17 protein-coding genes are annotated in these 21,056 nt (G+C 62.9%); 8 read left to right on the top strand and 9 right to left on the bottom strand.

Translation table 11 applies throughout. The annotated features are described in order from the left end of the window. Positions 1-27 precede the first annotated feature (27 nt). The 3 genes from VCJ09_RS11130 to VCJ09_RS11120 all read left to right on the top strand — a co-directional run bounded on the left by VCJ09_RS11130 (position 28) and on the right by VCJ09_RS11120 (position 1,998). The gene (locus VCJ09_RS11130) at positions 28-723 is read left to right on the top strand and encodes an ABC transporter permease (RefSeq protein WP_324734359.1); all 696 of its coding nucleotides are present in this window, start codon (positions 28-30) and stop codon (positions 721-723) included. Further along, positions 720-1,409, top strand: a complete 690-nt coding sequence (locus tag VCJ09_RS11125) for an ABC transporter permease (RefSeq protein ID WP_324734358.1) — start codon at positions 720-722, stop codon at positions 1,407-1,409. The genes VCJ09_RS11130 and VCJ09_RS11125 overlap by 4 nt, the downstream gene beginning before the upstream one ends. A 127-nt stretch (positions 1,410-1,536) precedes the next feature. Next, complete coding sequence (locus tag VCJ09_RS11120) at positions 1,537-1,998, top strand: Lrp/AsnC family transcriptional regulator (protein WP_079201870.1); 462 nt, start codon at positions 1,537-1,539, stop codon at positions 1,996-1,998. A gap of 384 nt (positions 1,999-2,382) precedes the next feature. Here the strand turns inward: VCJ09_RS11120 and VCJ09_RS11115 are convergent, their stop codons facing one another. The 5 genes from VCJ09_RS11115 to VCJ09_RS11095 form a co-directional block, all read right to left on the bottom strand. Further along, the gene (locus VCJ09_RS11115) at positions 2,383-4,065 is read right to left on the bottom strand and encodes a thiamine pyrophosphate-binding protein (RefSeq protein WP_324734357.1); all 1,683 of its coding nucleotides are present in this window, start codon (positions 4,063-4,065) and stop codon (positions 2,383-2,385) included. 78 nt (positions 4,066-4,143) lie between these two features. After that, positions 4,144-5,544: a 2-oxoadipate dioxygenase/decarboxylase HglS gene (hglS, locus tag VCJ09_RS11110; protein WP_324734356.1), complete on the bottom strand. Its 1,401-nt coding sequence runs from the start codon at positions 5,542-5,544 to the stop codon at positions 4,144-4,146. Positions 5,545-5,705: 161 nt separating this feature from the next. Then, the gene (locus VCJ09_RS11105; protein ID WP_324734355.1) at positions 5,706-6,938 is read right to left on the bottom strand and encodes a DUF3422 domain-containing protein; all 1,233 of its coding nucleotides are present in this window, start codon (positions 6,936-6,938) and stop codon (positions 5,706-5,708) included. 110 nt (positions 6,939-7,048) lie between these two features. After that, the gene (locus tag VCJ09_RS11100) at positions 7,049-8,299 is read right to left on the bottom strand and encodes a 2-aminoadipate transaminase (RefSeq protein ID WP_324734354.1); all 1,251 of its coding nucleotides are present in this window, start codon (positions 8,297-8,299) and stop codon (positions 7,049-7,051) included. Between the two features lie 184 nt (positions 8,300-8,483). Continuing rightward, complete coding sequence (locus VCJ09_RS11095) at positions 8,484-9,386, bottom strand: LysR family transcriptional regulator (protein ID WP_324734353.1); 903 nt, start codon at positions 9,384-9,386, stop codon at positions 8,484-8,486. Between the two features lie 145 nt (positions 9,387-9,531). Here VCJ09_RS11095 and amaB point away from each other — a divergent pair, with 145 nt between their 5' ends. Continuing rightward, complete coding sequence (gene amaB, locus VCJ09_RS11090) at positions 9,532-11,022, top strand: L-piperidine-6-carboxylate dehydrogenase (RefSeq protein WP_324734352.1); 1,491 nt, start codon at positions 9,532-9,534, stop codon at positions 11,020-11,022. A gap of 131 nt (positions 11,023-11,153) precedes the next feature. Here amaB and dnaQ read toward each other — a convergent pair whose 3' ends face one another. The 3 genes from dnaQ to VCJ09_RS11075 all read right to left on the bottom strand — a co-directional run bounded on the left by dnaQ (position 11,154) and on the right by VCJ09_RS11075 (position 13,273). Further along, entirely contained in the window at positions 11,154-11,882 is a 729-nt protein-coding gene (dnaQ, locus tag VCJ09_RS11085; protein WP_324734351.1) for a DNA polymerase III subunit epsilon, read from the bottom strand. Next, positions 11,875-12,327, bottom strand: coding sequence for a ribonuclease HI (gene rnhA / locus VCJ09_RS11080; RefSeq protein ID WP_079204910.1), 453 nt, complete (start codon positions 12,325-12,327; stop codon positions 11,875-11,877). The genes dnaQ and rnhA overlap by 8 nt, the downstream gene beginning before the upstream one ends. 187 nt (positions 12,328-12,514) lie before the next feature. Further along, positions 12,515-13,273, bottom strand: coding sequence for a class I SAM-dependent methyltransferase (locus VCJ09_RS11075; protein ID WP_324734350.1), 759 nt, complete (start codon positions 13,271-13,273; stop codon positions 12,515-12,517). Positions 13,274-13,349: 76 nt separating this feature from the next. On the opposite strand from VCJ09_RS11075, the gene gloB reads away from it, so the two are divergent. Continuing rightward, positions 13,350-14,123 (top strand): hydroxyacylglutathione hydrolase, encoded by a 774-nt coding sequence (gene gloB, locus VCJ09_RS11070; RefSeq protein ID WP_324734649.1) that lies wholly within the window; start codon positions 13,350-13,352, stop codon positions 14,121-14,123. 100 nt (positions 14,124-14,223) lie between these two features. Further along, a complete protein-coding gene (locus VCJ09_RS11065; protein WP_324734349.1) occupies positions 14,224-15,783 on the top strand; it encodes a lytic transglycosylase domain-containing protein in 1,560 nt (519 codons plus the stop codon). Positions 15,784-15,792: 9 nt separating this feature from the next. On the opposite strand, the gene VCJ09_RS11060 is transcribed toward VCJ09_RS11065, so the two are convergent. Continuing rightward, on the bottom strand, positions 15,793-17,238 hold the full coding sequence (locus VCJ09_RS11060; protein ID WP_324734348.1) for an HDOD domain-containing protein: 1,446 nt from the start codon (positions 17,236-17,238) through the stop codon (positions 15,793-15,795). A 146-nt stretch (positions 17,239-17,384) separates the two neighbouring features. Between VCJ09_RS11060 and VCJ09_RS11055 the strand changes: the two genes are divergently transcribed. Together VCJ09_RS11055 and VCJ09_RS11050 are read left to right on the top strand one after the other, a co-directional pair. Then, positions 17,385-19,214 (top strand): extracellular solute-binding protein, encoded by a 1,830-nt coding sequence (locus VCJ09_RS11055; protein ID WP_324734648.1) that lies wholly within the window; start codon positions 17,385-17,387, stop codon positions 19,212-19,214. Next, positions 19,211-21,055 carry an extracellular solute-binding protein gene (locus tag VCJ09_RS11050; RefSeq protein ID WP_324734347.1) on the top strand — a complete coding sequence of 615 codons (1,845 nt, stop codon included), beginning with the start codon at positions 19,211-19,213 and terminating at the stop codon, positions 21,053-21,055. The genes VCJ09_RS11055 and VCJ09_RS11050 overlap by 4 nt, the downstream gene beginning before the upstream one ends. Position 21,056 lies beyond the last annotated feature (1 nt).

Genomic DNA, 21,056 nt, shown 5'->3' with positions numbered 1-21,056 from the left:
ATGCCTGTCCCTGTGGTGGTACGAATTATGACTCTCGATCTCTACGGCTTCGGCCCGGCGCTACTGGCCGGTGCCCTGATGACCATCAAGCTGGCGCTGTCGGCGCTCTCATTGGGTCTGGTGCTTGGCCTGCTCGGCGCCCTGGCCAAGACCTCGCCCTACCAATCACTGCAATGGCTCGGCGGCTGCTATTCGACCCTGGTGCGCGGGGTGCCCGAGCTGCTCTGGGTGCTGCTGATCTATTTCGGCACGGTCAGCCTGCTGCGCAGCTTGGCCGACCTGCTCGGCCTCGCCAGCCTGGAACTCAGCGCCTTTGCCGCCGGCACCATCGCCCTCGGCCTGTGCTTCGGCGCCTACGCCACCGAGGTGTTTCGCGGCGCCATCCTGGCCATCCCCAAGGGCCATCGTGAGGCCGGCCAGGCCCTCGGCCTGTCCAAGCCGCGAATTCTCTGGCGCCTGATCCTGCCGCAGATGTGGCGCATCGCCCTGCCGGGCCTGGGCAACCTGTTCATGATCCTGATGAAGGACACCGCCCTGATCTCGGTGATCGGACTGGAGGAAATCATGCGCCGCTCGCAGATCGCGGTGACCTCGAGCAAGGAGCCCTTCACCTTCTTCCTGGTGGCCGCCTTCATCTACCTGAGCCTCACCATCTTCGCCATGATCGGCCTGCACCTGCTCGAGAAGCGTGCCGGCCGCGGCTTTATCAGGAGCGCCGCATGAACTGGGAATTGATTATCAAGTGGCTGCCGAAGATCGCCGAAGGCGCCATGCTGACCCTGGAACTGGTGGCCATCGCGGTGATCGCCGGGCTGATCCTGGCGATCCCCCTGGGCATCGCCCGGGCATCGCGGCACTGGTGGCTGCGCGCCCTGCCCTATGGCTATATCTTCTTCTTCCGCGGCACGCCGCTGCTGGTGCAACTGTTCCTGGTCTACTACGGCCTGGCCCAGTTCGAGGCGGTGCGCGAGGGGCCGCTGTGGCCGCTGCTGCGCGATGCCTACTGGTGCGCGGTGGTCACCCTGACCCTGCACACGGCCGCCTATATCGCCGAGATCCTGCGCGGTTCGATCCAGGCCATTCCGCCTGGCGAGATCGAGGCGGCGCGGGCCCTGGGCATGTCCAACCTACGCACCCTGGTGCACATCATCCTGCCGCGCGCCGCGCGCATCGGCCTGCCGGCCTACAGCAACGAGGTGATCCTGATGCTCAAGGCCAGCGCCCTGGCCAGCACCATCACCCTGCTTGAGCTGACCGGCATGTCGCGCACCATCATCGCCCGCACCTACCAGCCGGTGGAGATCTTCTTCGCTGCCGGGCTGTTCTACCTCGTCGCCGCCTATGTGCTGGTGCAGGCTTTCCGTGTGCTCGAGCGGCGCCTGCGGGTGGACGCCTGTCAGGGCCGCTGAATCATCGCAGCGCCACCCGCCGTGGGTGGGGCTGCGCCAGCGCTTTACCTCGCCTCGCGTTGCCCGCAGACTTTGCCGGTTTGCCCTTGCTCCGGCCCCACCTCTGTTCCCCTAGGTACGACCCCGTATGGCTGAACTGAACACTGCCCGCCTGGATGATATCGACCGCCAGCTGATCGCCGCCCTGCAACTCAATGCCCGCGAGAGCGTGGCCATGCTCGCGCGCAAGCTGGGCATCGCCCGCACCACGGTGATCTCGCGGATCGCCCGGCTGGAGAAGAACAAGATCATCACCGGCTACGGCCTGCGTCTGGGCCAGCGGGTTCTCGATGGTGGCCTGCAGGCCTATGTCGGCATCACCCTGCAACCGCGTTCGGGCAAGGAGGTGCTGCGCCGGCTGACCCACATGGCCGAAGTCCAGCAACTCTGCACGGTCAGTGGCGAGTTCGATTTCGTTGCCTGGCTACGCACCGAGTCACCGGAGCGGCTCGACGAACTGCTCGATGAGATAGGGGCGGTGGATGGGGTGGAGAAGACCACCACCTCGATCATCCTGTCCTGCAAGCTGGATCGCGGGCAGAAGCTCTAGGGATGAGAACGGCGGGCGCCGAACACGCCCGCCTTAGCAAGCCGTTGAAAAACCACCTGCGCTGCCAATACTGCGTTAAAAATCGCTATGTCATCGTTATGTGTTGAAACGTGCAGGCCGGCTAGGCGTTGCGTGGGGGGCGATGATTCGTAGGGTGGGTTAGGCGCATGACTGCAGGCTATTGGCTGGTGCGTAGTCGGTTGCGCCGTAACCCACCAGAGGAGGTAAGCCGACAACCGCTTGGTGGGTTACGCGGCGCGCAATTTCCGCAGTTGATGTTCAGCTTCTGCTCAGCGCCACTAACCTGCGCGGCCCGACCCACCCTACAAAAGCTGCGTGCAACACGTAACAGGGACATAGCCTTAAAAATGGACTGTTAGCCATTCAGGACTGCGCCAGGGCCTGCTCGCGGATCTGACTGAGACTCTGCCGTGGGGTCAGCGCCTCCGGGTCGACGCGGATCTCGATCAGCGCCGGCAGGCCGGCCTGGGCGGCGCGCTCGAAGGCCGCCGGAAACTCCTCGGTGGCGGCCACCACCTCGCCATGCACGCCATAGGCCCGCGCCAGGGCGGCGAAGTCCGGATTATGCAGTGTGGTACCGGATACCCGTCCAGGATAGTGGCGCTCCTGGTGCATGCGGATGGTGCCGTACATGCCATTGTTGACCACTATGACGATCAGGTTGGCGCCGTACTGGGCCGCAGTGGCCAGTTCCTGGCCGTTCATCATGAAGCAGCCATCGCCGGCGAAAGCCACCACCATGCGCTGCGGGGCGGTCAGCTTGGCCGCGATGCCGGCCGGCACGCCATAGCCCATCGAGCCATTGGTCGGCCCCAACTGGGTGCGGAAACCGCGGTACTGATAGAAGCGCTGGACCCAGACCGCATAGTTACCGGCACCATTGGTCAGGATGGCGTCGCTCGGCAGGCGTTCGCGCAGCCAGGCCATGATCTCGCCGAGCTGCACCGGCCCCGGCGAGGGTGGACAGTCGAGGTTGGCCAGGTAGTGGGCATTCAGGCCGTGGGTCCAGTCGGCATGTACTGGATTGTTGCTGGACGCGAGCCTTGCGGACTGGGCCGCAAAGGCCGCCATGCCGCTGTTGATCGCCAGGGTTGGCTGGTAGACCCGGCCCAGTTCCTCGATACCGGCGTGCACATGCACCAGCTGCTGGCGCGGCACCGGGATCTCCAGCAGACTGTAGCCGCCGGAGGTGATCTCGCCCATACGCGCGCCGACCACCAGCAGCAGGTCGGCATCGCGCACCGCCTGGCTCAGCTGCGGTCCGGCCGCCAGGCCAAGGTCGCCAGCGTAGTTCGGGTGGCCATTGTCGAACAGGTCCTGACAACGGAACGAGGCCGCCACCGGCAACTGCCGTTGCTCGGCGAAGCGCTGGATGTCGGCGACCGCCGTCGCATTCCAGCCACCGCCACCGAGGACCAGCAAGGGCCGCTGGGCCGCATCGAGCAGCTCGGTCATGGTCTGTAGATCGGCAGCGGCCGGACTCGCCTCGATGCGCCGGCAGGGTCCGGCATCGGCCACCGTGACGCAATCGGTCAGCATGTCCTCCGGCAACGCCACCACCACCGGTCCGGGGCGGCCATTGATGGCGCGGTGGAAGGCCTGGCTGAGCAATTCCGGCAGGCGCCGGGCATCGTCGATCTGCACCACCCACTTGGCCATCTGGCCGAACATGCGCCGGTAGTCGATTTCCTGGAAGGCCTCGCGCTCCATCTGGTCGCGGGCCACCTGGCCGATGAACAGGATCATCGGGGTGGAATCCTGATAGGCCGTGTGCACGCCAACGGCCGCATTGGTCGCGCCGGGGCCGCGGGTGACGAAACAGATCCCCGGCTTGCCGGTCAGCTTGCCGTAGGCCTCGGCCATATAGGCGGCGCCGCCTTCCTGGCGGCAAACCACCAGGTCGATCTCCTCGCGGGCATCGTGCAGGGCATCGAGCACCGCCAAGTAGCTCTCGCCGGGCACGCAGAAGGCGCGCTCGACGCCATTGATGCGCAAGGCATCGACCAGAATCTGCCCGCCGCTGCGGGCACCCTCGTTGTTGTCCATGACGCGACTCCTCGAAAACGGCCAGGCTCGCGCCCGGCGGCAAGTGACTATTCAATCCACCAAGCCCGCGACCAGCAGTCAGTCGCCGAGCAGTTCCGCCAAGCCGAGCTGCTCGGCGCACTGGGCCAACGAGCGCTGCTGGGTCTCGGCATACAACGCCAGTTCGTCGTAGACCGCCGCGCCCAAGTCGCGCTCGAAGACGTCCTGATTGGCCGAATGCCCGTAGCTGTTTCGCCCTGCATCGCCGAGATTGGACTGGAAGATCCCCGCCGCGCTGACCGGCAGAAAGTCTTCGTAGACCAGCGGCTCGCAACAGAGATGCCCGGCGGCGAGCAGCGCTTCCAGGTCGCTCGCCAGCTCGCCACGAGCCTTGGCAGCCAGCCCGGCCGGACTGACGAAGTAGCGGAAATAGGCCAACTGCTGGCGGCGCAGGCTGGCGTAGTCGTCCGGGAACTCGGCGAACTGCGCGATCAGTACCGGCACATAGGCTTCGCCTGCCTGGCGGGCGTTATCCAGCAGGCGGTCATACAGCGCCCGGCCTTTAGCGGTCAGGGCGGCACCGCGTTGCTCGATCTCGCCGAAGCGGGCCGAATGACTACCCAACGTCCGATCACCATTGTCCTCGACGAACACCACCGGCTCGTGCAGGGCCTTGAAGCTGGTCTGACGCAGCAGGATCGGACAGCGCCGCGCGGGCGGGCCTTCGATGATGGCCTTGGGGTCGATGCCGCGGCGCAGCATCCCGGCCTGCACCGCGTCTATGTCGAGGGTGCGCGGGGTCAGGTGGTTGATATGCGGGCCCTTGAACGCCACCACATCGGCGATCAGCCGGTGTTGCTCGCTCAGCTGCTGGTAGAGCGCGGCACTGACTGTCGCCTCGCGGTGCCAGCGAAAGGTCTCCAGGGCCTGTTCGATGAACTCGGCCGCCTCGGCCTGCTCCAGGCCACCGGCCTGTTCGCAGCGCTCGATCAGCTCGATGGCGCGCGGGGTGAAGATACGCCGGCCCTCCAGCACGCTGGCGGCCAGCTCACGCAGCGCCGGGTTCTCGATCAGTTCCAGACGTAGCAAGGAGGTAAACACGCGGAAGGGACTGTGCTGCAAGGAGCCTTCGTGGATCGCCCGGAACGCGGTGGAATGCACCGGTACGCCCGCGCAGGACAGGTCATAGTAGCCAACCGGGAACATGCCCATCACCGCGAACAGGCGGCGTATGGTGGCCAGTTCGGCGGCGCAGCCCAAGCGGATGGCGCCGTGTCGTTCCAGGTCCAGGCGCTGGATTTCGCCGGTCAGCTGCAGCCGCTCGGCCAGCTCGGCGTCCTGTTCCAGGGCCTGCTGGTTGACCTGGCCCACCAGCGCCAGCAACTCGCCGTAGAGCGGCACTTCAGCCTTGTACAGGGCGGACATGGCGCGGGAAAACTGCACGCGGATCTCGTCCGGATGGACCCACGCTTCTCGGTTGGCGGCCGCGTGCACACTCATGGGGTTCGACTCCTTGCTTCGCCTGATCAGTCTGACCGGGATCTCCAGCGCAGAGACCTATTCCGGTGATTCATGCCAAACATACTGGCGAACCGAACAGCCCCTTTCAAACGACTAATCCTCTCCTGATCATTCCCTGAAAGAATCCTCCAGTCCATCCGTCAGTGCTGCGCCGCCTGTTTCAGGCGTCGCGCCAGCAGCACCAGGGTAAGCAGGAACAGCGGCGCCAACAGGGCGAACAGCACCTTGCTGGAAAACGGCGAACCCAGGGCCGCCAGCCCCTCCAGGGTCATCTTCAGCAGACCGATCAGGTAGTAGCTGATGGCGATCAGGGAGAAACCCTCGACCGCCTTCTGGATCTTCAGCTGGGTGCTGCTACGCGCATTGAGGCTCTCGAGGATCTTCGAGTTCTGCTCCTCGACTTCGACCTGGGCCTTGGCCTGCAGCAGCTCGCCGAGGTTGGCGATGCCGGCGGCCAGGCGATCGAGACGCTGCTCGGTGGCCGCGCAGTAACGCACGCTGGGCTTGAAGCGCCGTTCGATGAACACGCCGAGGCGCTGGTGACCGTCGGCATGGCTTTCACGCAACTCGGCAATGCGCTCGAAGACGATCTGGGCATAGGCCGCGGTGGCGCTGAAGCGCTGCCGGCAGCCAGCCGAGCAGCGCATCAGCCGGGCCGAGAGCGAGGTCAGACCGTCGAGCAGGGCCTTGGCCTCGCTGTTGTCGGCGGCGGCATTACGCTCGGCCAGGCCGATCAGCTCGCGGTCAAGGTCCTGCAGGATAGCGCTCAGCTCCTGGGCGGCCGGTAACCCCAGCGAGGCGAGCATCCGGTAGGTTTCGATTTCCACCAGGCGGCGGATCATCCGCCCCAGCCGGTAGGCATTCAGGCCGCGATTGACCAGCAGTAGGCGGTTGAAGCCCTGCGCCGACAAGCGAAAGTCGCTCCAGACCGTGGCATCGCCGCTGCCGATATGCGAGCCGGCCGGGTCCTTGAAGCCATAACTGGACGGTTGGCCATCGGCGTTCGGTTCATCCTCGACGAGGATCACCAGGGCATTGATGATCAGGTGGCGGTGGGTGTCGATCACAGCACGCAACGGCTGCGGCAGCTCGGCCCAGCGTGAGGTATCGGCCTGACGCGGCACCACCCAGGTCAGCGAGAGAAATTCGCTGTGGCGTTCCCACTTGAAGGCACAGCCGGCGATGCGCAGCAGGCCATGACGCTGCACGCCCCGCCCGGGGTTGTCCGCCAGTTCGTCGAGCTGGCGGACCAGACCGTCGAGCGACACCCCGTCATCCAGCATGGCGAAGTGGTAGACATGGGCCGGACCGGCGAAATAGATCGACGGTCGCGCATGCAGTTCAGCGTGCAGGCTTTCTCTCAGCGGGTGCATCAAGGGTCTCCTGGAAACTCACCGGCAGATCCTGACAAAGTCCCTGCCCTGAGTTTTCTAGACTGCCCCAGGCGCCACGAGGGCACATCCGCTGGCCGCGAGCGGCGCGCTCAGGCCAGCGCGTCCAGGCACCGCTCGAAGATGTCGAAGCCCTCCTCGAGACGCTCGCGCTCGCAGGTCAATGGCGCCAGCAAGCGGATGATGTGCCGCGCCTTGCCACTGGGCATGAGCAGCAGACCCTGCTCGCGAGCGGCGCCGAGCAGTGCGGCCAGGCGCTCGCTGCCGGGACCGCCCTCGGCGCTGCGTAACTCGATGCCGCGCATGGCGCCGACCCCGGTCAGGCGACCGATCATCGATGCCCAGGCCGCCTGCTGCCAGCTGCGGTAGCGCGTCTCGATGGTGCTGGCCTGCAACTCGCCCCAGGTCGCCAGGTTGGCATCGCTCATCTCTGCCAGGCTGGCCAGGGCCGCGGCACAGGCTATCGGGTTGCCGGAGTAGGTGCCGCCCAGGCCGCCCTTGGGCAGCGCATCCAACAGTTCGCGACGGCCGACCACGGCGCCCAGCGGCAGGCCGCCGGCGATGCTCTTGCCGAGCAGCAGCAGGTCAGGCTCGATGCCCAGGCGGCTAAAGGCGAAGCGTTGACCGGTGCGGCCGAAGCCGGACTGGATCTCGTCGATGATCAGGACGATGCCATGGGCATCGCAAAAACGCCGCAGGTCCTGGGCGAAAGCCACATCCAGCGCCTGGAAACCGCCCTCGCCCTGGATCGGTTCGACGATGAAGCAAGCCACCTCGGCGCGGTCGATCTCCACGCTGAACAGCCGTTCCATGGCAGCCAGCGCCTGCTCGCGGCTGACCCCGTTGTCGGCGCTGGGATAAGGCAGGTGATAGACCGGCCCCGGCAGGGTGCCGACCTTCTGCTTGTAGGGCGCGACTTTGCCGTTGAGGTTGAGGGTGGCCAGGGTGCGGCCGTGGAAGCCCCCATCGAAGGCGATCACCGCGCTGCGCCCGGTGGCGGCCCGGACCACTTTGAGGGCATTTTCCGCCGCCTCGGCGCCGCTGTTGGTGAGCATCCCCGACAGCGGATAGCTGACCGGCACGAAGCGCGCCAGCGCCTCCATCAGCTGCCCATAGCCTTCGTGCGGCACGGCATTGAATGCCGAATGGGTTAGCCGACCGGCCTGTTCGCGCACGGCCTCGACGATGCGCGGATGGCAGTGCCCCAGGTTGAGCACGCCGATGCCGCCGACGAAGTCGATATAGCGCTTGCCGCTCGTGTCCCAGACCTCGGCATTGCGCCCATGGCTGAGGCTGATCGGATGGACGATGGCCAGGGAGTTGCTGATCGGCGCCTGGCTCATGGGCGCGCCCGCGCTGCGAGCGACTGGCGCAGAGGGAACGGATAACAGCTGAGCGTCTGGCAGGCGGGCATGGGGGAATCCTCTGGGCCTAGTGGGATAGGCCGCTATGAAAGCGAGAGTTCAACCCGGCGCACAAACGAAAAAAAGCGCGGCTGTTATTCCTTAAATTCCGAGATCGCGTCGGTTAGCGCCCCTGCTCGAGCCTGACCTGCTCCTCGATCCACCTGACGAAGCTGCGGATCTTCGGCACCTCCGCCGCGTGCTCGGCGTAGGCCAGGAAGTGTGCGCCACTGCTGGCGACCGGATGATCCCAGGGAATCACCAGCTTGCCCTCGGCCAGCTCATCCTCCACCAGGAAACGCGGTACCAGCGCCACCCCGCAGCCGGACTGGGCGGCGCGGATGCACATATAGAAGGTCTCGAAGCGCGGGCCGTGGTAGCTGTGTTCGGTCTGCAGGCCCAGGCCCTGGAACCATTCATGCCAGGCCTCGGGACGCGACGCGCACTGCAGCAGGAGCATGTCGGTCAGCTTTAGGGGGCTTTCCAGCGGCGCGGCCGGGAGGATATCCGGGGCGCACACCGGCACCACCTCCTCGCCGAACAGTTCGATGCACTCGGCGCCCGGCCAGGTGCCCTGACCGAAGAAGAACACCACGTCGGCCCGCGACTGCAGCAGGTCAAAGGGTTCCAGCTCATTGCAGATATCCAGGTGAATACCCGGGTTGGCGGCGCCAAAACCCTTGAGGTGAGGGATCAGCCAGCGTGCGCCGAAGGTCGGTTGGGTGGCGACCTTGAGCACCTCGGTCTCGCCGCCGTAGGAGAGGATGTAGCGGGTCGACATCTCCACCTGCTTGAGAATCTTGTTGACCTCGGTGAGGTACAGCGAGCCGGCTGGGGTCAGCTGCAGGCGCCGGCGGATGCGGCGGAACAGCAGATGCTGGAGCATTTCCTCCAGCTGCGCGACCTGTTTGCTCACCGCGCTTTGGGTCAGGAACAGCTCCTCGGCGGCGCGGGTGAAGCTGAGATGCCGGGCCACGGCCTCGAAACACTGCAGGGCGGCCATCGACGGCATCAGGCGTTTGGACATGGGGTACTCACGAAGGCCCACTGGGGCAAATGAATGAATCCTAGGAATGACATGGCGAATAATGGTCGCTTGTTGTGTTCCAGACGGAAGATTAATACTGACCCGGATCGCAATTTTCAACCACTAGCACAAACAGGAGATAGCCATGGTTGACGGACTTCTGAGCCGCCTCGGGGTTAACGCCCACGCAGTAGAGAATGGCAACTACCCGGTTTATACCCCCATCGACGGCAGCCAGATCGGTTCGGTCAGCCTCGAGGACCGCGTCGCGGTACTGGCCAAGATCGAGCGCGCCGAGCAGGCGTTCCTGGCCTGGCGCAGCGTTCCCGCCCCCCGTCGCGGTGAGCTGATCCGCTTGTTCGGCGAGGTGTTGCGCAAGCACAAGGCCGATCTCGGCGAACTGGTGTCCTGGGAAGCCGGCAAGATCACCCAGGAAGGCCTGGGTGAAGTGCAGGAAATGATCGACATCTGCGATTTCGCCGTCGGCCTGTCGCGGCAACTCTACGGCCTGACCATCGCCTCCGAGCGCCCGGGCCACCACATGCGCGAGACCTGGCAGCCGCTTGGCGTGGTCGGCGTGATCAGTGCCTTCAACTTCCCGGTCGCGGTCTGGGCCTGGAATACCACCCTGGCCCTGGTCTGCGGCGATTCGGTGATCTGGAAGCCCTCGGAAAAGACCCCGCTCACCGCCCTCGCCTGCCAGGCCCTGTTCGAGCAGGCCCTGCAGGCCTTCGGCGACGCCCCGGAAGGTCTCAGCCAGTTGGTCATCGGTGACCGCGACGCCGGCGAAGCCCTGGTCGACGACCCGCGCGTGGCCTTGATCAGCGCCACCGGCAGCACCCGCATGGGCCGCGAAGTCGGTCCACGCGTGGCAGCCCGTTTCGGCCGCAGCATCCTCGAACTGGGTGGCAACAACGCCATGATCCTCGCCCCGAGTGCCGACCTGGACATGGCCGTGCGCGCCATCCTGTTCGGCGCCGTGGGCACCGCCGGTCAGCGCTGCACCAGCCTGCGTCGGCTGATCGCCCACGAGTCGGTCAAGGACGAAATCATCGCCCGCCTGAAAGTCGCCTACGCCAAGGTGCGCATCGGCCATCCGCTGGAGGGCAACCTGGTTGGTCCGCTGATTGATCAGCACGCCTATGAGGCCATGCAAGCCGCACTGAGCCAGGCCCGCGCGCAAGGCGGTCAGGTCTTCGGTGGCGAGCGCCAACTGGCCGAACAGTTCCCCAACGCCTACTACGTCGCACCGGCCATCGTCGAGATGCCGGGCCAAAGCGAAGTGGTACGCCACGAAACTTTCGCGCCGATCCTCTACGTGATCAGTTACAAGGACTTCGATCAGGCGCTGCGCCTGAACAACGAGGTGCCGCAGGGGCTGTCGTCCTGCATCTTCACCACCGACCTGCGCGAGGCCGAGCAGTTTCAGAGTGCCGCCGGCAGCGACTGCGGCATCGCCAACGTCAACATCGGCACCAGTGGTGCGGAAATCGGTGGCGCATTCGGTGGTGAGAAGGAAACCGGCGGTGGCCGCGAGTCCGGCTCCGACTCCTGGAAGGCCTACATGCGCCGCCAAACCAACACGGTCAACTACTCCCGCGAGTTACCGCTGGCCCAGGGCATCGTCTTCGACTGAGTAACCACGCAATAAAAAAGCAGCCCCTGCGCATTGCGTCGGGGCTGCTTTTTTATGTATTGATACGGCAAAACAACCTCTGTAGGAGCCAGCTTGTTGGCTCCTACAGATACGGCATCGGCCTATCTGCCCTATGGCTCCAACGTCGCCCACAACGCCGGAGCGCCAGCTGCTTTCTCGATCGCGGCCAGACGCGCGGTATGCGCCTCCAGCTCGGCCTGAGAAGCGCGAACCACCCGGGTAGGCTGGCGTTCGGCGGGCAAGCGGCGAGTCGCGCTAGGCTGCTGACGACCATTGCTGTCACCCTCTGAACCGTCGCCGGCGAGGGACAGATTGGTCTGCCCGCCGGTCATGGTCAGGTAGACATCGGCAAGGATCTCGGCATCGAGCAAGGCGCCGTGCAGGTCGCGCCCGGAGTTGTCGACGCCATAGCGCTTGCACAGGGCATCGAGGCTGTTGCGCTGCCCCGGATGACGTTCGCGGGCCATCAGCAGGGTATCGAGGATCGAGCAATGCTCGCTGATGTCGGTGCGACCCTGCTGCTTGATTAGGGCGAATTCGTTGTTGATGAAGCCAACGTCGAACGCCGCGTTGTGGATGATCAGCCGCGCGCCCTTGATGAATTCGAAGAACTCGTCGGCCACTTCCTTGAAGCGCGGCTTGTCCTGAACGAAATCGTTGGTGATGCCGTGCACCGCAATGGCGCCCTCGTCGATTTCGCGATCCGGCTGCAGATAGGCATGGAAATGCCGCCCGGTCAGGCGTCGGCCCATCAGTTCGACACAGCCGATCTCGATGATCCGGTGGCCATCGGTGACCGGCATGCCGGTGGTTTCAGTATCCAAAACTACGCTACGCACGTTGCAGCCCTCTCACTTCTTCGACGCCACGGTTGGCCAGCTGGTCGGCACGTTCGTTGCCGGGATCGCCGGTATGGCCACGCACCCACTGCCAGGTCACGGTGTGCCGATTGACCTGTTCGTCCAACTCGCGCCACAGATCGGCATTCTTCACCGGCTGCTTGGCGGCGGTTTTCCAGCCGCGTTTCTTCCAATTCGGCATCCAGTCCTGGATACCTTGCATGACGTACTGCGAGTCGGTCACCAGGCGCACATCGCAAGCCCGCTTCAACTCGGCCAGGGCGCGAATCGCCGCGGTCAGTTCCATGCGGTTATTAGTGGTCTCGGCCTCACCGCCCCAAAGCTCTTTTTCCACGCCCTTGAAAATCATCAACGCGCCCCAGCCACCGACGCCGGGATTGCCCTTGCAGGCACCATCGGTATAAATCTCAATTTGTTCATTCATGCAGAGCTTTTCTCTCAATAAATTCCGCTCGGCAGGCTCTAGCAGGCCGTTGAAAAACTACCTACGTTGCCGGTACGGCGTTAAAAACAGGCTCGGAATGCTCATTTACAGCTCGTAAACTCCGCGTCCTCGCCTGTTTTTGCCTTGTCTCGGCTGCCTCGCCTACGTTTCAACGGCCTGCTAGCACTTACCGCTTCGAATCGCGGCGACTGACCTTGGCCACCGGCATGGGCACCAGCTTGCCCATGGGGGCTCGCTGCGTTTGCCGTAACGGGCGCAACCCGATCACCAGCTTGCGCGCCACTAATATATAGAAGCCGCCTCCTGGCGATTGCCACGCGTCGCCCCAGGCTTCCAGCGGAGCCAGACGAGCCTGCCAGGCAGTGGAAGCAAGCGGCGGACGATAGCACCCGAAGCGGCGTTTCTCCAGCGCGAAGCCCAACAGGTGCAGCCAGTCACTGACTCGATTGGGTGCGATGCAGCGGGCCTGGCGCAAGGCATCACGGGCGAACAGGTGACGCACGCCCCAGGCGCTCATCGGGTTGATACCGACCACCAGCAGATGGCCACCTGGGCGAACGCTGTGGGCAGCCTCGCGCAACAGACCATGGGGCGACAGACTGAAGTCCAGGCCATGCTGCAGCAACACGACATCGGCGGCATACTCGGTCAGCGGCCAGGCCTGCTCCTCGCAGACGATTTCCACCCCGCTGAAAGGCGCGCCGAGCCGCACGCTGCGCTGGATCTGCGCGGCATTCGGCGAGGCTCGTGCGGAAGGGCCGTAATGCACCATGTAGCCGCCAAAAAAGCGCGCCAGCTCTTCCTCGAGCAAGCGCTGCTCGTCCTCCAGCAGCAACTGCCCATAAGGCCCATTGAACCAATGGCGCGCCGTGCCGATGAGCTTGAGCCAATCGGTATCGGCCTGTGCGAAAGGATGATCGGACATAAAGGATTACCTGCGTAGCCAGCACCGCCAATGAGTTCTAAGATGCACCTTTATGACCTGCTTAGCGACCCGCATGATGATAAAGATCGACGCCCTGCCCGCCTTCTCGGACAACTATATATGGTTGCTGCAAGACCTCGACCAGCGCCGCTGTGCGGTGGTCGACCCCGGTGATGCGGCGCCGGTGCTGGCCTGGCTGGATAGCCATCCGGACTGGCAATTGAGCGATATTCTGATCACCCACCATCACCCCGACCATGTGGGTGGTATCCAGCCGTTGAAAGCGGCCACTGGGGCACGCGTACTCGGCCCGGCGCAGGAAAATATCCCCGCGCGCGATCTGGCGTTGCGTGAAAGTGACGAGATCGAGGTCCTCGGTCAGCGCTTTCGCGTGATCGAGGTACCCGGTCATACCCTGGGACATATCGCCTATTACCAGGCAGAGCAGCACTGGCTGTTCTGTGGCGACACCCTGTTCGCCGCCGGCTGCGGTCGCCTGTTCGAAGGCACACCCGCGCAGATGCACGACTCGCTCAGCCGCCTGGCCGCCCTGCCCGAGCAAACCCAGGTGTACTGCACCCATGAATACACCTTGAGCAACCTGCGCTTTGCCCAGGCAGTCGAGCCAGACAATCCGCAGATCGCCCAACGCCTGCAGGAAGTAACCGCCTGGCGCGCCGAAGGCCGCATCAGCCTGCCCTCCAGCCTGGCCCTGGAATGCGCGACCAACCCCTTTTTGCGTAGCGCCGAAGAAGCGGTCAAGGCAAGGATTGACCAGCATGACGGCCCGCAAAAACGCTCGCCCAGCGAGGTTTTCGCGCGTCTGCGCGCATGGAAGGATAATTTCTAAAAAGTCGATAACCCAGCAAAAAAAGTGGTTAAAACTTGACCACCCCGGCATCGGTTTCTAGAATCCCCCGATCTTTTCCTCGGGAAGCCCCAGCCAACTAATGCCTTTACCTCCACGCAAGACCTTGAATTTAAAGGCATTGACACTAAGCGCCCAGGCGCTCGTGGTGGTGTTTTGTGTAACCCTGGCCGGCTGCCAGACCACGGGCAAAGGCCTCGCCAGTGATCACGGCAACGATACCGATCTTACCGTGGGCCTGGAGCGGGAGCCTGTATGGCTAACCGACAGCATCACCACGGCTGAGCCCGAGGATATTTGGCAGCGGGTCCGTGACGGTTATCAAATGCAGGATGATATTGGTATCAATCCTCGCATCGAACAGCAGCGCCTGTGGTTCGTCAGCAACCCCTCCTTTATCGAGAAATCCGGCGAGCGCAGCAGCCCCTATATCCATTACATCGTCGAACGCCTAGCCGAGCGCAATATGCCGATGGAGTTGGCGTTGCTGCCGATGATCGAAAGCGCCTACAACCCCTTCGCCTATTCCAGCGCCAATGCGGTCGGTTTATGGCAATTCATCCCCTCCACCGGCCGTTATTTCAACCTGCGCCAAACCAGTTGGTACGACGGCCGCCGCGATGTCATGGCCTCGACCAATGCCGCGATGGACTATCTGTCGCGCCTGCATGAAATGTTCAATGGCGACTGGCTGCTTGCCCTGGCTGCCTACAATGCCGGCGAAGGCCGCGTTAGCCGGGCCATCGAGCGCAATCAAAAACTCGGTCTGCCGACCGACTACTGGAATCTGCCACTGCCCAAAGAGACGCAGAATTACGTGCCCAAGTTGCTGGCCCTGTCACAGGTAGTGATGTCCCCACAAGCTTACGGCGTCGACCTCGAGCCGATTGCCAACGAGCCATATTTCGAGCAGGTCGTACTCAAGCGGCGCATGGACCTGTCCAGGGTCGCCGCCATGGCTGACCTGGATGAAGACGAGCTGTATCAGCTCAACCCCGCTTTTAAACAACGCATCACCCTGGACGGCCCGCCACATCTGCTGGTGCCGACCGCCAATGCGCAACTACTGACCGCCAACCTGGCGCTGATGAAACCACAGGACCTGGTCGACTGGCAGCAGTACAGCGTCCGCTCGGGCGACAGCCTCAGCGGTATCGCCAACCGCCACCACCTGACGGTCAGCATTCTTAAAGATATCAACAAGCTTTCCAACAACCACTTACGCATTGGCCAGGTGCTGAGCATACCCGCGCAACCCGGTGTCACGCCGAAAGAGCCGCTGTTTCAGACGGCCGCCGGTCGCACTGCCACGCTACGCACTTACCGGGTCAAAAATGGCGACAACCTCTGGCAAATCGCCAAGACCCATCAGGTTTCGGTCAAGGATGTAAAACGCTGGAACAAGATCACTGGCAATACCCTGCATGCCGGCCAGGCTCTGGCCTTATACGACGCTCAGGCGACAACGAAGACCAGCAACGGCCCGCGCGGCGACGTGACCTATTACAAAGTGCGCAAAGGCGATTCGTTATACGTGATAGCCAAACGCTTCAAGGTCGAGATGCAGCACCTGCAACGCTGGAACCCGCGTACGGGCAGCGCCATCAAGCCGGGGCAGACCCTGACCCTGCGTCTACCCTGAGCAACTAGGTCAATCGCGCTTGATCAGCGCCTCCAGACAGCGCTGGGTGAGCTGAGTAAAGCGCTGAAATGCGACAAACTGCTCATGCCTCAAGGCGCGTCCGGAAATCCGATTGTCAGCATAGAGCACGCCAATCTGACGACTGCCGGCCAATAATGGGGCGATAAAAAACATGCCCTGACCCAGCCGCTGACGAATTGGCTGGGTCACCAGTTCGTTGAGGCTGTAGCTGGCCGGTACGCCCATCCACAAAGCTTCTTTATTGCGCAGCACGTAGCTGAAGATATGCGGCTGCTCGCGCTGCTCGACAGGCAGGAGGAAATCGCTCATCCAGCCCTCGGTACCTTCGCCCACCACCCGCTTGGCCCGGAAGCAACTCTGCCCATCGGCCAGCACCAGCAACATTACCCGCTCCAGCCCTGCGCCCTGATGCAGGCCTTTGAGCAGGGTATCGAGAATCAAGCCGAGATCGCCGCGGCGAGACGCCAGCAAACCCAGATCCTGTAAGGCTTGTTGCAGCAACTGCAGATTGGGTTGCAACAGCCGCGCCTTGCGCTGCTCCTGCTGCAAACGGATTTGCTCGGGATCGGTATTGGGGATCAGGCGACAGAGCTGACTGGCGCCAAAGGTCGCGGCCACCTTGACCGCCTCATCGGCACTGGCCAATACCTGCTGCATGGCCTCTTGCGGGCTGACCCCGATAAAAGTCGCTATCTCGGCGACCACGGCCTCCATCGTCGGCGAGTCCCAACCATCCAACGCCGCCTCACTGATCCGTGCGCCCAGACTGACCGCACGTACCGCCGGGTCGTTATGGTTGACACTGTTATGCGCCAAACTGGCGATCTCGCCGATGTTCCAGCCTTTCACCAAGCCCTGCGTCAGTTGGCGGAAGCTGGTGCCAAGCACCGCACGCACCGCGTCCTCAACATCGACGCCAGGCTGAGCCAAGGCACAGGCCAGTTCGTCCGCCTGTTCACCGCCACACCCCCAGAAGGCCAGCTCACCCAGGTGATAGAGCAAAGCCGCGATGAAGACCTCCTCCGCATGCCTTGACAGCACATAACCGGCAATATTGCGTGCCTGTACGGCCGCGTGAAACGACCGCGCCAGCAACTCCTGCAACTGCTCGCGCGGAGCGCGGGTAAGCAAACCATCGATAAGGCTCACGGAGAGACTAATCAGGCGAACATTGTCAAAGCCGATCAGTACGATGGCCCGCGAGATCGTCTTGATGGGTTCTTGCGAAGGGTTGTAATAGGCGCTATTACCGACACGCAGCACCTTGGACGTCAGTGATGCATCGCGAAGCAGGACGTCCGCCAGTTGCTGCACAGACGAATGTTCGTGTTGCGCCAAGCGTTGTAGATCCTGCACTACAGCGCTCAGGGCAGGCAATTCGGCCTCATTCAGACGATCAAGCCATGACTGCAGACCGTGGCTACGTGTATCCAAGTTCAGGGCCTCGTTGTGATTAAGCCAAAGGTAGCAATAATGCCAGCATGCCTAGCCAATAGGCCCACCCTTTTTCCTGCGGATACAAGCTGTTACTGTACCGGACAAGAAGCCCCAAAGCCGCTCCGGATCGGATCTTTCACTTGATACGTCCCCTCCTCTCGCTAATCCTCAGCTTGGCCATCGGCCTGCCCGCATGGGCGACCGTCAGCGAAAGCCATGGCTATGCGCAATTTGGTGCGCTCAAATATCCCGCCAACTTTACCCATTTCGACTGGGTCAATCCCGAGGCGCCGAAAGGCGGAACGCTGCAATTCATGGGGGCTGGCACCTTCGACACCCTCAATGCCTATACCTTCAAGGGCACCAGCCCGATTTCCACCGCCAACTTCCTCCAATACGGCGTCACCGGGCTGAACGAAACGCTAATGGTGGGCACCGGTCATTACGACCCGTCCGGCGATGAACCGACCTCCAGCTACGGCCTTATCGCCAAGTCGGTCGAATACAGCGAAGATCGCAGCTGGGTGGTGTTCAACCTGCGCCCTCAGGCGCACTTCCATGACGGCAAGCCGATCACCGCCTATGACGTGGCGTTTTCCTATCGCCTGCTGCTCAAGCAGGGACACCCGCAGTACCGCACCAGCCTGCAGGAAGTGAAGCGGGTCGACATCCTCAATCGTCACCGCATCCGCTTTGTGTTCAAGCGCTCGGGCAACCCACTGCTGATTCTGCGCCTGGGCGAATTGCCGGTACTGCCGCAGCATTACTGGAAAGATCGCGACTTCAAGGCAACCACGTTCGAACCGCCGCTGGGCAGCGGCCCTTACCGTATTACCCAGGTCAACCCGGGGCGCAGCCTGACTTTCGAGCGGGTGAAGAATTGGTGGGGGGTGAAATTGCCGGTCAATCGTGGCAAATACAACTTCGATCGGGTCGAGGTCGAGTTCTATCGCGACAGCCATGTTGCCTTCGAAGCCTTCAAAGCGGGTGAATTCGACTTCTATATCGAGCAACAAGCGAAGAACTGGGCCAACGGCTACCACTTTCCGGCAGTGGACCGTGGCGAGGTGATTCGCGCCGAGATTCCGCACCAGATTCCCACGCAAACCCAGGCTTTGTTCATGAACAGCAGGCGCGCGGCATTCGCCGACCGCAAGGTACGTGAAGCCCTGGGACTGATGTTCGATTTCGAGTGGACCAACCGTGCGCTGTTCAATGGCTCCTATGTGCGCGCCAAGAGCTATTACCCAAACAGCGAGTTCTCCGCCACCGGCACGCCCGAAGGTGCCGAATGGCTGCTGCTGTCGCCCTACCGCAAGCAACTGCCGAAACGCCTGTTCAGCGAACCCTTCGCCATGCCGCAAACCGATGGTCGCGGTATCCCCCGGGATACCTTGCGCCGCGCCCTCGGTCTATTGGCCGAAGCTGGCTGGAAACCGTCTGGCCAGCATCTGTTGAACAACAAAGGCGAGCCGCTGCAACTTGAGATTTTGCTGGTCAACCCAAACCTCGAGCGCATCCTTCAGCCGTTCACCGAGAACCTTGCCAGCATCGGCATCCAGGCCAACCTGCGCACCGTCGATCGCGCCCAGTACAAACAGCGCCTGGATCAATTCGATTTCGACATGATTTTGCTGACCCTGCCACAAAACCTCAGCCCGGGCCTGGAGCAATCGTTGTACTTCCACTCCAGCCAGGCAACGGTCAAAGGCGGCAAGAACTACGCAGGCGTCAATCACCCGGTGGTCGACGCCTTGCTCGACAAACTCTTGGCGGCGCAAACCCGCGATGAACAGATCGCAGCCACCCGTGCACTCGACCGGGTGCTGCTGTGGCAGCACTACACCATCCCGAATTGGTACATCAACTATCACCGCCTGGCCTACCGCAACCGGTTTGCCTTCGTCACCACGCCGCCCTATACCCTGGGCCTGCGCACCTGGTGGCTGAAACCCACGGAGAATGCCCGATGACGCCGCCTCTGCGCTCATTTCTACTGCACGGCAGCGCTATCCTGCTGCTCGGCCTGGCCAGCTTGACCCAGGCCGCCGGCAAGCACGCCCTGACCCTGTATGACGAACCGCCGAAATACCCGGCCAACTACCAGCACTTCGACTATGTGAACCCAGAAGCCCCCAAAGGCGGCACCTTTCGTCAGGCCGGTTTTGGCGGCTTTGACAGCCTCAACCCCTTCATCAACAAGGGTGTGGCGGCCGATGATATCGGCATGATTTACGACACCCTGACACGCCACAGCCTGGACGAACCCTTCAGCGAGTACGGCCTGCTCGCTGAAAAAATCGAGAAAGCCCCAGACAACGCCTGGGTGCGCTTTTACCTGCGTCCCGAGGCCCGCTTCAACGACGGTCAAGCGGTGACCGCCGAGGATGTCAAGTTCACCTTCGAAACCCTGATGACCCATGGGGCGCCCACGTACCGCGGCTACTATGCCGATGTCGAGCGGGTCGAAGTCGAAGGCCCGCACCAGGTACGCTTCATCTTCAAGCATGCCGGCAACCGCGAACTGCCACTGATTCTCGGGCAACTGCCGGTACTGCCCAAGCACTGGTGGGCCGAACGCGACTTCAGCAAAGGCAATCTGGAGATTCCGCTGGGCAGCGGCCCCTATAAAGTTGCCGAGGTCAAAGCCGGGCGCTCTATTCGCTATGAGCGGGTCAAGGACTGGTGGGGCAAGGATCTGCCGGTCAACCGCGGTTTCTACAACTTCGACACCATGCGGATCGATTACTACCGCGACAACACGGTAGCCCTCGAAGCGCTGAAAGCCGGGCAATTCGACTACTGGCTGGAAACTAGCGCGAAAAACTGGGCCACCGCCTACGACACCCCCGCCGTCGCCAATGGCCAACTGATCAAGGAAGAGATCGAGAACCACAACCCCACCGGCATGCAGGGCTTCATCTTCAATACCCGCCGGCCACTGTTCCAGGACAAACGGGTGCGCGAGGCACTGGGCCTGCTGTTCGATTTCGAATGGACCAACCGCCAGCTATTCAATGGTGCCTACACCCGCACCCACAGCTATTTCGACAATTCCGAATTGGCCTCCAGCGGCTTACCCGAAACCGACGAGTTGAAGCTCCTCGAACCGCTGCGCAGCATGATCCCGACGCAGGTGTTCAGCGATGAATTCAGCGTTCCCGTCACCGACGGCAGCGGCATCATCCGCGAGCAGCAGAGGCGTGCCTACCAACTGTTGCAGGAAGCCGGCTGGCGCATCGAAGGCGACCAGATGCTCAACACCGAAGGCGAGCCGGTCAGCGTCGAGTTCCTCCTCGCCCAAACCGAGTTCGAACGGGTGCTGCTGCCACTCAAGCGCAACATGGCCGATCTCGGCATGGAGCTGGTAATTCGCCGGGTCGACGTCTCGCAATATATCAACCGCCTGCGCTCGCGGGATTTCGACCTGATCGTGGGTGGCTTCGGCCAGTCCAACTCGCCGGGTAACGAGCAGCGCGAGTACTGGCACTCCAGCAGCGCCGACAAGCCCGGCAGCCGCAACTTCATCGGCCTGAAAGACCCGGCCATCGACCAGCTGGTCGAAGGCCTGATCAACGCCAACTCACGACAAAGCCTGGTCGCCTACACTCGGGCCCTCGACCGCGTATTGTTGTGGGGCCATTACATCATCCCCAACTGGCACATCAAGACCTGGCGCGTGGCCTACGGCAACCGCTTCGAGCACCCGGCAATCACCCCAAAATACGATATCGGCCTAAATACCTGGTGGGCTCGCCCGCAACAGGAACCCGCCCCCACGGACAATGCCGAAGCGGCGAACACGGAGCAATAAG

The sequence above is a fragment of the Pseudomonas paeninsulae genome, from assembly GCF_035621475.1.
Classification (GTDB): Bacteria; Pseudomonadota; Gammaproteobacteria; order Pseudomonadales; family Pseudomonadaceae; genus Aquipseudomonas; species Aquipseudomonas paeninsulae.
Note: the sequence above shows the minus strand (reverse complement) of the source record. Positions and strands in the feature narration are given on the sequence as shown.